General features: G+C 34.4%; 10 protein-coding genes and 1 riboswitch. Of the genes, 8 read left to right on the forward strand and 2 right to left on the reverse strand.

What is annotated here, in order from left to right; translation table 11 throughout:
• Nucleotides 1–53: 53 nt before the first annotated feature.
• Nucleotides 54–2,267, forward strand: coding sequence for a hypothetical protein (locus ACHRV3_RS06590; RefSeq protein WP_395433709.1), 2,214 nt, complete (start codon nucleotides 54–56; stop codon nucleotides 2,265–2,267).
• A 98-nt stretch (nucleotides 2,268–2,365) separates the two neighbouring features.
• On the opposite strand, the gene ACHRV3_RS06595 is transcribed toward ACHRV3_RS06590, so the two are convergent.
• The gene (locus ACHRV3_RS06595; protein ID WP_395433710.1) at nucleotides 2,366–4,126 is read right to left on the reverse strand and encodes a DUF4153 domain-containing protein; all 1,761 of its coding nucleotides are present in this window, start codon (nucleotides 4,124–4,126) and stop codon (nucleotides 2,366–2,368) included.
• A 105-nt stretch (nucleotides 4,127–4,231) separates the two neighbouring features.
• Nucleotides 4,232–5,482 carry a methionine adenosyltransferase gene (gene metK, locus ACHRV3_RS06600; protein ID WP_047772842.1) on the reverse strand — a complete coding sequence of 417 codons (1,251 nt, stop codon included), beginning with the start codon at nucleotides 5,480–5,482 and terminating at the stop codon, nucleotides 4,232–4,234.
• Between the two features lie 555 nt (nucleotides 5,483–6,037).
• Here metK and ACHRV3_RS06605 point away from each other — a divergent pair.
• The 7 genes from ACHRV3_RS06605 to thrA all read left to right on the forward strand — a co-directional run bounded on the left by ACHRV3_RS06605 (nucleotide 6,038) and on the right by thrA (nucleotide 16,713).
• A complete protein-coding gene (locus ACHRV3_RS06605) occupies nucleotides 6,038–8,884 on the forward strand; it encodes a TonB-dependent receptor plug domain-containing protein (RefSeq protein WP_395433712.1) in 2,847 nt (948 codons plus the stop codon).
• Between the two features lie 392 nt (nucleotides 8,885–9,276).
• Nucleotides 9,277–9,441: a hypothetical protein gene (locus ACHRV3_RS06610; protein WP_395433713.1), complete on the forward strand. Its 165-nt coding sequence runs from the start codon at nucleotides 9,277–9,279 to the stop codon at nucleotides 9,439–9,441.
• Between the two features lie 55 nt (nucleotides 9,442–9,496).
• Complete coding sequence (locus tag ACHRV3_RS06615) at nucleotides 9,497–10,801, forward strand: O-acetylhomoserine aminocarboxypropyltransferase/cysteine synthase family protein (RefSeq protein WP_230004423.1); 1,305 nt, start codon at nucleotides 9,497–9,499, stop codon at nucleotides 10,799–10,801.
• Between the two features lie 217 nt (nucleotides 10,802–11,018).
• Complete coding sequence (locus tag ACHRV3_RS06620; RefSeq protein ID WP_395433714.1) at nucleotides 11,019–12,107, forward strand: aspartate kinase; 1,089 nt, start codon at nucleotides 11,019–11,021, stop codon at nucleotides 12,105–12,107.
• A gap of 632 nt (nucleotides 12,108–12,739) precedes the next feature.
• Nucleotides 12,740–12,940: a hypothetical protein gene (locus ACHRV3_RS06625; RefSeq protein ID WP_047772852.1), complete on the forward strand. Its 201-nt coding sequence runs from the start codon at nucleotides 12,740–12,742 to the stop codon at nucleotides 12,938–12,940.
• A 187-nt stretch (nucleotides 12,941–13,127) separates the two neighbouring features.
• Nucleotides 13,128–13,236, forward strand: a riboswitch (SAM riboswitch).
• A 77-nt stretch (nucleotides 13,237–13,313) separates the two neighbouring features.
• On the forward strand, nucleotides 13,314–14,297 hold the full coding sequence (locus ACHRV3_RS06630; RefSeq protein ID WP_395433715.1) for an alpha/beta fold hydrolase: 984 nt from the start codon (nucleotides 13,314–13,316) through the stop codon (nucleotides 14,295–14,297).
• Nucleotide 14,298: 1 nt separating this feature from the next.
• Nucleotides 14,299–16,713: a bifunctional aspartate kinase/homoserine dehydrogenase I gene (gene thrA, locus ACHRV3_RS06635; protein ID WP_395433716.1), complete on the forward strand. Its 2,415-nt coding sequence runs from the start codon at nucleotides 14,299–14,301 to the stop codon at nucleotides 16,711–16,713.
• Nucleotides 16,714–16,916 lie beyond the last annotated feature (203 nt).

Here is a 16,916-nt window from a genome sequence, read left to right on the forward strand (position 1 = left end):
AGTAAGAATGAAATATCTTTGCGCAAAATTAACAATCCAAAAAGAATAGAAGCATGCGCAATTTTATATGGAGTTTTTCACTGTTCATTTGTTTAATATCGGCCTCTTTTTCTCAAACAAAAAGTATCGAGAAAGGAAGTTATCTATCGACAAACAGAGGACAAAAAATCAAACTAAATTTATTAGAGAATAACAAGTACGAATTTATATTGTATTCCGGCGATTACAATATAAAAGGAGATTCCTTATTGTTCTCTCAAAATAAGAGTGTAGAGGAAGGTTTTGATCTTGCTTTTGTAAAGGATAAGAAGGCGAAAAAAATTAAAATTAAATTTATAGATTCTTCTTTTTATCCCTTTTACATAGGAACACAGAAAGGAAATGAAGCCGTTCAATATCAAAAACTTTCAGATATTAAGACCCAAATTGATCCGGAATGGAGAGAGGCGGATCTCATATTTGATATTGATAAAAGCGATTTTTTATATTTAGTATTAGAAGGTTACGAAACTGAGACGAAACTTTGTAAGTACGCTTTGCCAAAGGATGTTGCCGAAGTAACCATTAAATACAATTCGGATCTTTCGGGTGACTTAAAAATTTCCGGATTTTTGGACAGGGAAACCAATAAGTTTCGAATATCAGATAAAGGAGGGAAGAACCCGTTGACTTTTGTAAATGAAAAAGAGCAGAAATTAGATAGTGAAGTAAAAGTTACAGCTCTTGAAAGTCAAAATATTGCTAATTGGACTTATCCGGGCAAAGAGGCTTTGGTTGATGAAGGTTTTGGTGTCGAAGCCGTTACTTCGGATAGTATCGCCAGTATAGATGAGAATGAATATGAATCTCCGAAGTTCGATTTTAAACTTAAAATCGAAAATAATTTAAAGGATGCTATTGCAGCAACTAAAAATGCAAAAACAAAATTTTTGGTCGTTTATTCAAACGATAAGAATTCTTTTGCGAAAGCTGATTTTGATCAGTTTGTGAAAGAACGCGAAGCAGAAGTTTCAGCTAATATGTACGATGCTTATAACGCTCAATTTGATGTTTTTAATTACTATTTAGCGAGTGCTGATGATAAAAATTGGCTTAAAAAGAATAAGTTGTTAAATAATCCTGCTGTGGTTATTTTAAATGGTGAAGGTGCTGTCTTGACTAGTTCGAAGACTACTTTAGAAGACGAAAAAGCAGAGTTTAATTTTTATAATGGGTTTCCAAAAAAACTGGAGAAAGCCAATGCTTTGTATACTTTTAATAAGGTAATTAGAAATAAAAAAGCAACAGATGCTGAGCTGGTTTCGGCTTTTAACCAAGTCTCCATTTTGAAGGATTATGAGGCTGGTAGTGAGACGATAGATGAAATAGCTTCGACAGGTTTTAAGTTGGGCAAATTCACGTTTAATAAAAAGGAGGTTTTACAAATCTGGAAAAAATTAATCGAAACACATCAAAAAGATACGAAGCCGAACATGCTTTTGGTTGAAACAATTCTGCAGGAAATTAAGAATCAAGGATTTTATAAGTTGTTTTTTAATGAAGACAGAATGTTTAACAGTACTGATTTTCTTGCGATTGATTATTTAATTAAACATTATGATGCGATTGAAGCAACAAAAGGTCAGGAAGGGACAGGCTATAGCAGACCGGTAAACGTTTTTTTAACGGATGAAATTTCAACCGCTTTGCAGACAAATGGGTATGGTTTAGGGGATGAAAGTTCGGAGAAAGCAAATAAGAATCAAATCATTAAAACTTATAAAAAGCTAATCACATCCGGCAAAGGTAGCTTTTTTTGTTATAAAAGTTATTTTGCTATTTTGGAAGAGGAGCCTGCCTATACGAAAGAGTTTGGTGGTTTCTTTAAAGAGTATTTATCATTAGAAAAAGGTAATCCGTTTGAAAGATTAGACGGATTGTACCAGACATTTAATACTTCTGATGAATATTCTTTTGATGGATGGAATTCCTTAAAAGAATATTACTCTGAACTGTGTAATTCAGCTGCCTGGAAAGTAGTTTCGAAACCGGAAAACATTGACTTTGTAAAAACCGCAATTGATTGGTCTGAATACAGTCTGATTATAACGAAAAACAATCCGTACTATTTAGATACATTAGCGCAGTTGTATTATAAAGACGGACAAAAAGAAAAAGGGATCGAAACTCAGGAAAAAGCATTGCAGTACTCCGGTACGGTTCAGGATGAAGAAACAGTAAACGAAATGAAAGCAGTTCTGGAAAAAATGCAAAACGGCACATATTAGAACTTAATTTATTAAAAAAACGCGACAGGTTTCTTAAATCTGTCGCGTTTTTTTTTAGTGATTTCGGCTTCAAGCTTATTGCCTACCACCAACAATTGTTATTTGACACCAATCATTACTTTTATTTGATAATAAGAAATGACTTTTTTCTTCTTCTCTAATTCTCCGGAGACATTAAGATAAGTAAGCAGAATACGGTATTTATCAGTCTCTATTAGTTGGGTGATTTTTTGATTTGTTGGATGCGATCCAAAGCCGGTATTTTCATTAATAAAAGGAATAATTTTTAAAGGAATGACCTCTCCATTAATAGTTAAATCAGTACCATAGTCTTTTGTTTTGGCATAAAGTGAATAACTCTTATTCTCAATTTTTATGCAGTCAATACATTCAAACTTACTGTTATCTGATAAATGGAAAGACATATCAAAACCATGAATATTTTGTACCGTAGTTTGATCGTTTTCATAATAAGAATAATTTATTGAAGTATCCTCTTTTTCTTCATACATTGATCTGTATTCATAACCCAGTGCTTTCATTATTTCGTAATCACTTGGGAATTTATCCTTTTTAAGCAGTGGTTTTAATTCTTTTTCAGCGTAAGGAACCATAATTTCAACGCCATAATTTTCTTCTAAAAAAGATACAATGCTGCTGAAATCCTGTTCTTGTTCAAAGGTTAATTTTTTTGCTTTGTCTTTTTGAATATAAGATTGAAATCGCGACAGCTGACTGTTTTTTGAAACCGAATTCGCACTTTGCGGTCCAACAATAGAAAATAATCCTGCAAGGCACATGCTTATCGGAATGAATTTAATTTTAGGTTGCTTTTGAATTAAAAAGTATAAAACAACAACTCCCAGCCATATTGACAATAACAAGACATAATACCTTTCGTGTGTGAAACCATACAAGTTGATTCGGTACAAAATAGCCCAAAACAATAGCCCCAGTAAAGGAATTAGTAAAAAGTAGAACCAACGATTAAAGGTTTTCATCCAAAGATTGCCCTTTTCATTTGCAATCGGATGTACCAATAAAAAAGAAAGGATTCCAAAAATAGCAAATACTAAAACAAGATAAGAAACCCAACCTACGGGTAATGATAGTGTGATCAGGATTTTGGCTTCGTAACAAATTAGAATTATCAGGTAAAGACTTATCAAGGGCAATAATATGAATTGAGTAAAGTTTTTAAGACCTTTTGGATAACTCAATTGTAATGGATTTTCCTGATTATTAGTTTCAGGAACCCCATTTAAAAAGAAAATGGTATTGAAAACGCCCGTAATAGTAAAGAAGATATAAAGATAAATTCGATCGTAAAATTCAAAACCAAACAGTTTTTCGATCGCCAATATGGCTAATGCCAAACCGCAGTAAAGAACCATGCTATATAGTCCGGCAGTCAGAATTCGGAGAAAAAGTTGTTTGTTGAATTCCCAAAATTCCTCCTGATGGTAAGTTTTAGGTAAAAAGCCGGCAAAGGAAACCAGTAAGTGTAAAGCAATATTGAGGACTAAAAATTCTTGAGCTTCTACATCCGTAATATTTTTTTTGAAACTAAAAACAAACGCAATAAGTAAACTGCCTAAAATAAAACTGCTTAAAAAACGTAATAAATTGCTTTTTTTTGAAGCTTGGAAATACAAACTGACTGAAAGAAATAAAATCAGACAAAGCGAGCAGCTCATGACTGCTTTTATGTAAAACTCCTGTGGTCCACCATATTTTTTTTCTTGTAGAATTATAGCGAAAATGGTTCCGAGAATGGCAGTGAGCGTTTCCAGAGGGAATCGAAGCACTGTTCTTTGTGTGGCCTTTATGACGTTTTGTAACGAAGGTAATTTACTCATATTTTAACTGTTATTTTAAACATTAAAGAAAGTAAATAAACAGCTATAAAAAAAGGCTTTCTAAATTTTTAGAAAGCCTTTTTTTATATAGATTTTAGATTGAAATTACAATCCAAAAGCAGTTTTTACCTGGTCAACAAAATCAAGTTTTTCCCATGTAAATAACTCCACTGTAACTGTTTTTTCGTTTCCTCCCGGAGCAGAAAAAGTTTTTGTTACCGTTTCAGGTTTACGTCCCATGTGTCCGTAAGCTGCAGTTTCGCTATAAATTGGATTTCTTAATTTCAAACGTTGTTCGATAAAGTAAGGACGCATATCAAAAATAGCCTCTACTTTTTTAGCGATTTCGCCATTCGTTAAGTTTACTTTAGAAGTTCCGTAAGTATCGATAAAAATACCCATTGGTTGAGCAACACCAATTGCATAAGAAACCTGTACTAAGATTTCGTCAGCAACACCGGCAGCAACTAAGTTTTTAGCGATATGACGTGTAGCATAAGCAGCACTTCTGTCTACTTTACTTGGATCTTTTCCGGAGAAAGCACCACCACCGTGAGCTCCTTTTCCACCGTAAGTATCAACGATGATTTTTCTTCCTGTTAAACCAGTATCTCCGTGAGGTCCTCCAATTACGAATTTTCCTGTTGGGTTAATGTGGTATTGGATTTTATCATTGAATAAATGAGCGTGAGCTGGATTTTTTGCAATGATTCTTGGAATCAAAATATCAATAATGTCTTTTTTGATTTTAGCCAACATGGCAGTCTCCTCATCAAAATCATCGTGTTGAGTTGAGATTACAATAGCGTCAATACGGGTTGGTTTGTTATCATCACTGTACTCTAAAGTTACTTGTGATTTTGCATCAGGACGTAAATAAGAGATCTCTTTGTTTTCGCGTCTTAAGATGGCTAATTCCTGTAATAATTTGTGAGATAAATCAAGTGCCAAAGGCATGTAATTTTCTGTTTCGTTAGTTGCGTAACCAAACATCATTCCTTGATCCCCAGCGCCTTGCTCTTCTGGCTTAGCTCTGTCAACACCTTGATTGATATCTGCAGATTGTTCGTGAATTGCTGAAAGAATTCCACAAGAATTTGCTTCAAACATATACTCACTCTTAGTATAACCGATTTTGCGGATTACTTCACGAGCGATTTGTTGAACATCAAGATAGGTATTGGATTTTACTTCGCCAGCCAGGATTACCTGACCAGTTGTAACTAAAGTTTCACATGCTACTTTTGAGTTAGCATCAAATGCCAAAAAGTTGTCAATTAATGCATCCGAAATTTGATCTGCAACTTTGTCTGGATGTCCTTCACTAACAGATTCTGACGTAAATAAATAAGCCATAATAATTTATTAATTAGATAATTAAAATTAAGCGAGGTAAAAAAATTGCTAAAAAATGCTAAAGGAGAGTTCCTGCTTTAGCATTTTTTACTACTGAAATCAAAACATTTCAGTATTCATAACGAACCATTTCATTATGAAGAGGTTGCAATCAGTTCAAATTTTTCCTCTGTATTCGGGTGCAAAGTTATAAAACCATTTTGATTGACAAATTAAAGTTTTGTTTTTTTTATTTATTGTACAGAAATTTAACATAACATACTAATTCGATAGGGTAATGGAAATATTTTGGGTTTTTGTTTGGTGGTTCCAAAAAAAGTCCGCAAATTTGCCCCATCAAAACGAAAGAAAACAAAATAAACATGAAATCAATCTCAAAGAATATGTCTTGTATGATGCCGGAAACTTCCGCAGAGAGACTATTGTAGACTATGTTTTCAGCTATATATAAAGAACCTCTGCCAATCTGCAGAGGTTTTTTTTTGTCGAAAACGAAATAAAAATAATAAGCAACATTCAATAACAAACAGCATAAAAAAACCTAATTCAAATACAATGAAAAATAAATTACTATTAATTTTTGGCTTGGCTACCATCTCGGGATTGTATGCTCAGGAGAACAAAAAAGAAAAAGATACTTTACAAAACAATGAACTGTCAGAAATCACAATAGTGGGGTCAAGAAGTAAAAACAGAGTAAAAACAGACGTACCTGTTCCTGTTGATGTATTTAATATATCTGAAATAACAAAAGGGGCTCCACAAACCAGTGTAACCCAAATATTAAATTATGTTGCACCATCCTTTACCAGTAACCCAACCTCTACTGCAGATGGAACAGATCACGTTGATCCGGCACAATTAAGAGGTTTAGGCCCCGATCAGGTTTTGATTCTGGTGAATGGCAAACGAAGACATACAAGTGCTTTGGTAAACATAAATGGATCACCGGGAAGAGGTTCTGTCGGAACCGATTTAAATGCAATTCCGTCTTACGCGATCGAGCGAATAGAAGTATTGAGAGATGGAGCTGCCGCGCAATATGGTTCGGATGCCATCGCCGGAGTAATCAATATTGTATTGAAAAAGAATGCAAAATACGTTTCTGGAGATATTCAGTACGGGGCAAATGTATCTTCGGGCTCCAATAATTTTAAAGGAGGAAGTGACGGACAATCTTTGCAATTAGATTTAAACTACGGTACCTCTTTAGGAAAACAGGGAAGTTACCTAAATGTTACAGGAAGTGCCGTAACAAGACAGGCTACCAGTCGTGCGGGAATTAGAAGTAACCCTATTTTTAATGCCTATAACGCGGTCGAAAACAGAGCGGCTCAAGATGGCGTTCAGGTCAATTCGTTGTTCAGTAATATTAATGCAACGCCAAATTCGGGACAAATCATCAGTACATTACAGCAATATGCGCCACAAGTAAGTTATTTTACACCGGCACAGCAAACCGCGATTTCTTCTGCGAGCACGATTGCTCAGATGCAAACTGCCTTAAATTTTGATGTAACGAATAATGAATTGAATTACAGAGGACAGCAAAGAAGTGACTATAATATGAGTGTAGGTCAGTCAGAATTGGCAACAGGACAGTTGTATTTCAATGCTAAATACCCTTTGACTGAGATTACTTCCTTATATTCCTTTGGAGGACTGTCTTACAGAAACGGAAAATCATACGCCTTTAACAGACTTCCAAATGCTTCGGGAGCTTTTACTCAGGTATATTCAAATGGATTTTTGCCGGAAATAGAATCAGATATCGTAGACGCTTCTGCTGCTGCGGGAATTACAACGCAATTGTTTGGTTTTGACACTGATTTCAGTTCAAATCTGGGAACAAACTCTTTTAAATACGGAGCAAATAATACGATAAATGCAACTTTGGGAACACAATCTCCATCTAGTTTTGATGCAGGGAAAGTTTCGTTTTTACAAAGTACAACCAATTTAGATTTTAGTAAAAAACTCGATGTTTTAGAAGGACTGAATGTTGCTTTTGGTGGAGAATTCAGATATGAAAACTATCAGATTAAAGCCGGAGAACAAGCCTCTTATGGATTATATGATGTAAACGGGAATTTTGTTTCCGGTACATTGCCAACAACTTCACCATTAATTGTGACTGATTTCTTCGGGAACAAACGTGGAGCAGGAGCGCAGGGATTCTCAGGATTTCAAGCTACCGATGCAAAAGAGAAAGACAGAAAAAGTGTGGCAGCTTATGTAGATTTAGAATTAAACCCAACAGAAAACTGGCTTTTAAACGGAGCAGCACGTTTCGAAAATTATTCTGATTTTGGAAATACGGTTACGTTTAAATTGGCTTCACTTTTGAAATTAAATGATTTCATCAATTGGAGAATTTCGGGACAAACAGGTTTTAGAGCACCTTCATTGCAACAAAAATATTTTGAAACCAGCTCTACTCAATTTATCAATGGTGCTCCATATCAGGTGGGGTATTTTACAAATGACTCCGATGCGGCAAAAAGCATTGGTGTAGCAAATTTAAAACCGGAGAAATCTAAAAGTATCAGCACCGGTTTTACGTTTAAAATTCCGGAAGCCAATATCACCATTTCTACCGATGCCTATTTTACAAGAATCGATGACCGAATTGTTTTAACAGGGCAATATGCAAGACCAACAGACGCGCAAATTACGGGCGCTACCTCACCGGAACAAGCAGAAGCATTGACTTTGTTTCAGGAAGCATTTGATTTAAAAGGAGTAGAAAGGGCCTCATTCTGGACAAACGGAATCAATTCTGAGACAAAAGGAATAGATGTAGTGATTTCTCAGAAGTATAATGTAGTAGCCGACTTCACAATCAGAAATGATTTTGCGATCAGTTATAATGAAACCAAAAGAGTAGGAGATTTAAATGTTCCTCAGTCTATTATTGATGCAGGAGGAGAACCTTTTAAATATTCGTTTTTTCCCGAGTCAAGCAGAGTTTATTTGGAAGAAGCAATTCCAAAGTTGAAGGCAAATTTGACCACCACTTTTAATATCAAGAAATTGGATATTTATTTAAGAAACAGCTATTTCGGAAAGGTAACAGATCCGGGAGCAACAGATGTAAACTTAGACGGATTTTCTTCTGTGTACGAACATCCGGAATACAGCGCAAAAATTGTGACCGATTTGTCTTTAGGATATCAGATTAATGAGAAGTTCAGAATTACGCTTGGAGTTAATAATATAGGTGATGTGTATCCGGACCGAAACAATCCTTCAACACCTGCCTTTACCAATACAACCCCAACTTTGTCTCCTGCACCGAGTACCGACTTAAGTAACGCAAATCAATTTGCTTATTCAAGAGCCGTTTCGCAATTTGGATTAAACGGAAGATTTGTTTTTGCACGATTAGGGTTCAAGTTTTAAATAAAAAATAAAAAAATCCCTTTCAGGTCCAAAACAGCTTTAAGCTTGATTTGAAAGGGGTTTACAGAGAATTGGAGTGAAATTTATGTAGCTTAATTCTTTTTAAATGTTAAATTATACATTTTTTTTTGGTAGTTAAAAAATAGTTACTATATTTACTCTATCAAACTAGTAGAACTAAAAAAAATCTAAAAGTTTTTAATTAATACAATTTTATAAAATGAAAACAATAGCAGACAAAATGATAATGTGTTGTATGATGCGTAAATGCGTTCCGGTCTGTTGTTGCCAAAAGTGAAAGATAAAATCTTTGTTATAGTTAAACTATAAGCCCTTTTGGTAAGCCAGCCAAAAGGGCTTTTTTTATTTCATCATTTTAAAAAATTACAAGTATGAAAACCACAGCTAAAAGTTCGAAAGCAATAGAAACAGATTTTAAAATCAACAGCAACATTATAGAGGAAGTAACTCAAGTAAAAGAAGAGTTGAGCCTGGAAGGACACAAATCATTACTATTTCAAATGTATGCAGTAGAAGAAGAAGACCTTTATTTTTAAAAACAAATCAATAACAAACTAAAATACTATTAACAACACTAAAAACTAAGAAATTATGAGCACACAAAAATTTGCAACAAACGCACTACACGCTGGACACGATGTTACTAAAAATGCAGGAACAAGAGCCGTGCCTATTTACCAGACATCATCGTATGTTTTTAACAATTCAGATCACGCAGCCAATTTATTCGGTCTTGCAGAAGCCGGATTTATTTACACCAGATTAAACAATCCGACAAACGACATTTTAGAGCAAAGACTAGCGGCGCTCGAAGGTGGAATTGGAGCAGTCGTTACCGCATCGGGAACCGCTGCAATCGCAACAACGTTCCTAACTTTGTTAAAATCCGGAGATCATATAGTAGCATCAAACAGTTTGTATGGAGGAACTTACAATTTGTTGAAAGTAACTTTACCCCGATTAGGCATAACAACGACGTTTGTTGATCCGTCAAAAGCAGAAAATTTCTCCAAAGCGGCAAAAGAAAATACAAGAGCCTTTTTTGTAGAATCTTTAGGGAATCCAAAATTAGATGTATTGGATTTGGGCGCCATTTCGAAAGAAGCTAAAAACTTCAAAGTGCCTTTTATTGTAGATAATACGGTAGCCACTTCTTATTTGCTAAAACCAATTGAATACGGAGCAAATATTGTAATTCACTCTTTGACCAAATATATTGCCGGAAACGGAACTTCGCTAGGAGGCGCTATTATTGATGCCGGAACTTTTGATTGGGCAAACGGAAAATTCCCTGAATTTACAGAACCTTCTCCGGGTTACCATGGTTTGGTGTATCATGAAGCGCTTGGAAATGCTGCCTTTATCACAAAAGCGAGAATTGAAGGGTTGCGGGATTTTGGTTCAGCTTTGAGTCCTTTTAATGCTTTCCAGATTATTCAGGGATTAGAGACATTGCCAATCCGAATCAAAAAACATAGCGAAAATGCTTTGGCTTTGGCCAAATGGCTCGAGAAACAAGATGAGGTGGCCTGGATAAATTATCCGGGATTAGAGTCCAGTAAATATTTTGATTTAGCCAAAAAATACCTGCCTGAAGGACAAAGCGGAATCATCACTTTTGGACTGAATGGCGGTTTTGAAGCAGCTAAAAAAGTAGTTGACGAAACAAAATTGTTTTCTCTTCTGGCCAATATTGGAGACACAAAGTCACTAATCATTCATCCGGCAAGTACAACACACCAACAATTGACAGAGGAGGAGCAAGCAGAAACAGGAGTTTCTAAAGACTTGGTTCGTCTTTCTGTTGGAATTGAGGATATTGAGGATTTGATTGCTGATTTGCAAACCGTTTTCGCAACGGTTAAAAAAGAGGCATACAGCATCAATAAAAATTAAGGTTTTTTTGTTTTTTGTTTGAAAAATTGCCTTTAGCAATATGATTTTTGCTAGAGGTGATTTTTTATAAAAACAAAATTTAATATAAAGTTTAAACCATATAAGTACGATAAGTTCAGGTAAGCTAAGGTCGAGTAGTAAAAGGAACTTAAATGTCTTATATGGTTAAATTAATTAAAAACAATTCTGTTTTTGAGTCATTTTAAAATTAAAAATTATGTCAAAGCTTAAAATAAACATTGTCCTTTTCGGGATCGGTAATATCGGAAGTACCTTAATCAATCAGATTATCGAAAGCCAGGAGTTTTTTCTGCAAAACAAAAATGTTGACTTTCATTTTCCGATTATCACCAATTCTACCGTAGCTTTTTTTGAAAAAGAAGGTGTCGGGTATGCGTGGGAAACCAATTTTGTAGAATTGGCAGTGCCTTTTAGAGTGGAAGATATTATTGAATTTGCAAAAGAAAATGAATTTGAAAATCTGATCGCTGTTGATGCAACCGCGAGTGAGGAACTGATAGGCCATTACAATACCTTAATTCAAAACGGATTTAATATTGTCGCGGTAAATAAAAAAGCCAATACGTTGCCTATTGAGCTTTATAAAGAAATAAGAGAGAATCTTAAAAAGTACGATAAAGAGTTTTTGTATGAAACCTCGGTAGATACAGGAGTTCCGGTTTTGCAGACTTTAAGAGATTTGTATTACTCAGGAGAAAAAATCACTAAAATTCGCGGTGTTTTCTCCGATAATCTGAGTTATGTTTTTAATCAATTCTCTTCAGAGGAGGTGACTTTTTCTTCTATTTTAAAAGATGCCAGTCTTTTAGGATTAATGCGTTCTACTTTTAAGGAGGATTTATCAGGAAATGATACAGCACGGAAACTATTGATTCTAACAAGGGAAATAGGGCAAGACTTTGAACTTTCGGATATAAAAATCAATCCGTTGATCGAAGAGGCGCATCTGGAGAAAAACGGTACACTTAATAAAGAAGCGGTGGACCGGTATTTCAAAATTGCAAAAATTACCCAGTCAGACAATCATGTGCTTCGTTATATAGGAGAATTTGATGTTCAGAAAAATACATTGGAAGTCAAATTGGTTTCTGAACCCATTACTTCTGCTATCGGGCAATTGAAAGGTTCCGATACGATTTTTGAAATTTACACTCAATCTTATGCGGCTGTGCCAATTGTGATTAAAAGTGCTTCGGCTTGTAAGCAGGCCATTTCGCGCGGCATTATCACCGACATCCTGAAAGTGGCTGAAAAAATCAGAAATAAAGAAGCTGTTTGGTTGTAAGTATAAGAACTAAAACACTGAAAAATGTTCTTTGATAAACTGATTTGCAGAGTTGATATGGAGTGTGTAAACCTATTTTTTAAGGCCCTTTATGGCTTTTTTAAGAAATTTTGCTTTTAGAAGCTATTTTTTAACATTTAAATAATGTTTTTTAACATTTTTAGTAATTAAATTCTTCATTTCCATTTGTGTAATAAAATTATTATTCTGATATTTGTAAAACCCAAAAAGCTACTAATCACATGAATTTAAATGCCTACAAAATGTTTTGTGTCATTTCGGTTAAAACCGTGGGGATGTCTTTTGCTTAATATTGTAATACAATAAAAAATATAGCAAAGCCTCCCAGAATTTTTTGAGAGGCTTTTTAAATTTATACGAAATGCAGAATTTTTTTAAGATAACAAATAAATCACAGATGAATCAATCGTTACAGATGAATAAGATGTTTAATGTCGCAAGTATTTGCGCATACGTCTGTTGATTCCAAAAGTAAATACAAGTTTGTAAAACTTATAACCCTTTTGGCATCTGAAACCAAAAGGGTTTTTTTATTCCATTGGGTTGCCTTAACAAAATAGTAAAAGATTAATAAACATAATAATACACAACTGAACTAAAACTTAAATATCATGAGTGCAACAAACTACTTAGCAAGAACATTTTCTAGATTGAAAAACGGCAGGACAAAAAGAAACAACCCGCCACCAACAAACGAATTGATCCACCCAAGTTTTGGAATTACCGAAACGGATAAAAATGCAGAAAAAAAAGCACCAAATTCATTGTTGTTTTTAATGTATTCTAAAGAGAATGAAACCCTTTTCATCTAAATCGAAAAGAGTCATAAAATAGGGTGAAACCGGCTTAATTTTACTGGGCATATTGTTCGGTAATTTTTTGCGTATAATAGTTTCAGATTAAACTATTTTCATAAAATAAAAGATTCAGTTCAGATAAATTTGCTTGTTTAAGAAAATAGTAGTTAATTTGCACCGTTAAGTTCAAAAACGTATTGAAATGTTATAAAGAAAGGACGAGGGATTAGACCCGATGAATCCTTAGCAACCCTTCGTTAATTCGAAGAAGGTGCTGCATTCTACCACGCCCAAACGTGGAAAGATAACAATAAGAATTTTTCTAGTTTCGTCTAGACTTTCTTTCTAATATTTCCTCATACAAATCAATAATACAACAGATTTGAAATTGGAAAATATACCAACCCTTATTAGCATACAAAATTTCACCACCGAAAATGGTGCAGTTTATCATTCGTTACCCTTAAGTTTTACAATTTCGGGCTTACCACTCTATAGCGCGCCTATTGTTTTGGTCAATCATGCCCTGACAGGAAATGCTGAGGTAACAGGTGAAAACGGTTGGTGGAATGATCTGATCGGACAAGGAAAAACAATTGATACTAATGTCTATACGGTATTAGCGTTTAATGTTCCCGGCAATGGGAATGATTCTTTCTTAATAGAAAATTACCAGGATTTTACAGCCCGTGATATTGCGAGGATTTTTATAAAAGGACTCGATTTCTTAAAGATAGAGCAGCTTCATACCATAATAGGAGGCTCTGTAGGAGGTGGAATCGCATGGGAAATACTGGCTTTAGAACCCGCTATCACACAAAATTTAATACCAATTGCAACAGACTGGAAATCGACAGACTGGATGATTGCAAATTGTTACTTACAAGAGCAAATCCTGAACAATTCTTCAAAACCAATAGAAGATGCCAGAATTCACGCTATGTTGTGTTACCGCTCTCCCGAATCATTCAAAGAAAAATTTCAACGTACAATCAATTCAGACCTTTCTATTTTTAATATTGAAAGCTGGCTGGCACATCACGGAGAAAGATTGCAAAAAAGATACCAATTGTCTTCGTATAAATTGATGAATCAATTGTTGAAAACGATAGATATTACCAGAAACAGCGCCGATTTTGAAACGTTGTTATCTAAAACAACTGCGGCGATTCATATTATCGGAATCAATTCAGATTTGTTTTTCACAGCAAAAGAAAACAAGGAAACGTATCAGGAATTAATAAAATTCAAAGACAATGTTTTTTATAGCGAAATAGATTCAGTACACGGACATGACGCTTTTTTAATAGAGTACAAACAACTAGATTATTTACTTGCCGATATTTTTAAGGCAGAAACAATAAAAAAATAAAATGAAAATATTAAAATTTGGCGGTAAATCGTTATCAAACGGAGAAGGACTTAACAAAGTAGTTTCCATTATTACAGATAAAATCAATCAGGGTGAAAAAATTGCCGTTGTCGTTTCTGCCCGCGGAAATGCTACTGATGAATTAGAAGATATTTTAAGTATTGCTTCTAAAAACGGCAACTATAAACCGTTATTAGAAAGTTTTAAAACGTACCAGGTTTCAGATTACCCACAAGTTGATCTGTCTGAAGAATTCAGTATTTTGGATAAACTTTTTGAAGGCGTAAGTCTGATTGGAGATTACAGTAATAAAATCAAAGACCAGATTTTGTCTAAAGGTGAATTGCTTTCGGCTAAATTATTGACGGCAATTTTGATTGAAAAAGGAGTTCCGGCTAATTTTGTGGACACAAGAGATTTACTGAAAACGGATTCGAAATTTGGTGATGCTCAGCCTTTGGAACAGCTTTCTAAGAAAAATGTCATCAATTATTTCAAAGAACATAACGGATCAACAGTGAATATTGTAACCGGTTTTATCGGTTCAAACAACAATAATGACACGACAACTTTAGGAAGAAACGGAAGTAATTATACCGCTTCGTTATTAGCAAATTATTTAAATGCAGAAGAGCTTCAAAACTTTACGCATGTTGACGGAATTTATACTGCAAATCCTGATTTGGTTGCCGATGCTAAAAAAATCGAATATTTATCGTTTAATGAAGCAAACGAATTGGCCAATTTCGGAGCTACTATTTTGCATGCCAAAACAATAATTCCGTTGTTGGAAAAGAGTATTCCACTTCGTATTTTGAATACATTTAACCATGAAAATCGCGGAACTTTAATCACTTCAGAGTCTGCAAAAGAAGGAATTAAAACACTTTCTGTTTTAGAGAACTTATCTTTAGTAAACCTTGAAGGTCGTGGATTACTTGGAAAATCAGGAGTTGATGCCCGTATTTTTAAAGTAATGGGCGATCACAATATCAGTGTGAGTATTATTTCTCAGGGATCTTCCGAAAGAGGAATTGGTTTGGTAGTTGCAACGGATAAAGCTACTACTGCCATGATCGAACTGGAAAAAGAGTTTGAGAATGATTTTTATTCTAAAGACGTAAACCAAATTACAGTTACAGACAATGTTTCGGTTATTTCTATTATTGGTCAGGATCTGAGTACTTTTCATAAGCCTTACACCGCTTTAATCAAAAATAAAATTGTTCCGATTTTGTTTAACAACACGGTTACGGGTAAAAACGTGAGTTTGGTAGTTAAAAAATCAGAATTGCATAAAGCCTTAAACGTAATTCACGGAGAGATTTTCGGAGTTTCCAAAAAAATCAATATTGCCGTTTTTGGTCATGGATTGGTTGGGGGAACTTTGATCAATCAAATCTTGGAATCTACTGCTGCTATTGAAAAACGCAAAGACATTAAACTGAATGTTTTTGCAATTGCCAATTCTAAAAAGGTACTTTTAAATAAAAATGGAGTAACATCAGATTGGAAAAATGACATTCAGGATAAAGGAGTTGCGTATACTATTAATGACATTATTGCCTATGCAGATAAGCATCATTTAGAGAACTTAATTGCGATTGATAACACGGCGAGTGCTACCTTTGTTGAAAACTATATTTCGTTGATTGAGAGCAGTTTTGATTTGATTTCGTCTAATAAAGTGGCCAATACGTTAAGTTATGGTTTCTATAAAGAATTGAGAAAATCACTGGCAGATAATCAGAAGAATTATTTGTATGAAACCAATGTTGGTGCAGGATTGCCATTAATTGATACGATAAAATTATTGCACCTTTCGGGTGAAAATATCACTAAAATAAAAGGAGTATTCTCGGGAACTTTGAGTTATTTGTTTAATAATTTTTCTGCAAAAGAAGCTCCGTTTAGTGAGATTTTGCAAGAGGCAATTGATAATGGTTACACAGAACCGGACCCGCGTGAGGATTTATGCGGAAATGATGTAGGTAGAAAATTATTGATTCTGGCAAGAGAATTGGATTTGCAAAATGAGTTTGAAGAAATTTCAATTCAAAATCTAATACCGGAACATTTACGTGAAGGAAATGTTTCTGATTTCTTAACCAAACTAAAAGAATTTGATCCGATTTATGAGAAGATTAAAGCCGATCAAAAACCGAATCATGTGTTGCGATATATCGGAGAATTGTCCGGAGATTTACAAAATGACAAAGGAATTTTGGAAGTAAAATTAGTTTCTGTGCCTTCAGATACTGCTTTAGGCGGATTAAAAGGTTCTGATTCTTTCTTTGAAATTTATACAGAATCTTACGGAGACCGACCAATCGTAATACAAGGAGCCGGTGCAGGTTCTGCCGTTACCGCAAGAGGCGTTTTTGGTGATATTTTGAGATTGTCAGATAAAGAGTAAGAGATTTTAGATTTATTCGCTAACTTGTTATTTCGACAAAGAAGAAAAATTAAACATAAAAAATATAAAAATAACCCGTTGTCTGGAATTAATTGGAACACATAGAGACATAGTTAGTAATTTTAAATCTATGTTTCTATGTGTTAAATAACATTCGACGGGCCAAAGAATAGAAAGAATCTGAACATTACAGATTCTGATTG

The organism is Flavobacterium sp. FlaQc-49, from assembly GCF_044005985.1.
In the GTDB taxonomy this organism is placed as follows: Bacteria; Bacteroidota; Bacteroidia; order Flavobacteriales; family Flavobacteriaceae; genus Flavobacterium; species Flavobacterium cupriresistens.

Bases quoted from the DNA above. Each gene is read 5' to 3' on its own strand.
- ACHRV3_RS06590 (WP_395433709.1), top strand. From the start codon at position 54: ATGCGCAATTTTATATGGAGTTTTTCACTGTTCATTTGTTTAATATCG.
- ACHRV3_RS06595 (WP_395433710.1), bottom strand. From the start codon at position 4,126: ATGAGTAAATTACCTTCGTTACAAAACGTCATAAAGGCCACACAAAGA.
- metK (WP_047772842.1), bottom strand. From the start codon at position 5,482: ATGGCTTATTTATTTACGTCAGAATCTGTTAGTGAAGGACATCCAGAC.
- ACHRV3_RS06605 (WP_395433712.1), top strand. From the start codon at position 6,038: ATGAAAAATAAATTACTATTAATTTTTGGCTTGGCTACCATCTCGGGA.
- ACHRV3_RS06610 (WP_395433713.1), top strand. From the start codon at position 9,277: ATGAAAACCACAGCTAAAAGTTCGAAAGCAATAGAAACAGATTTTAAA.
- ACHRV3_RS06615 (WP_230004423.1), top strand. From the start codon at position 9,497: ATGAGCACACAAAAATTTGCAACAAACGCACTACACGCTGGACACGAT.
- ACHRV3_RS06620 (WP_395433714.1), top strand. From the start codon at position 11,019: ATGTCAAAGCTTAAAATAAACATTGTCCTTTTCGGGATCGGTAATATC.
- ACHRV3_RS06625 (WP_047772852.1), top strand. From the start codon at position 12,740: ATGAGTGCAACAAACTACTTAGCAAGAACATTTTCTAGATTGAAAAAC.
- thrA (WP_395433716.1), top strand. From the start codon at position 14,299: ATGAAAATATTAAAATTTGGCGGTAAATCGTTATCAAACGGAGAAGGA.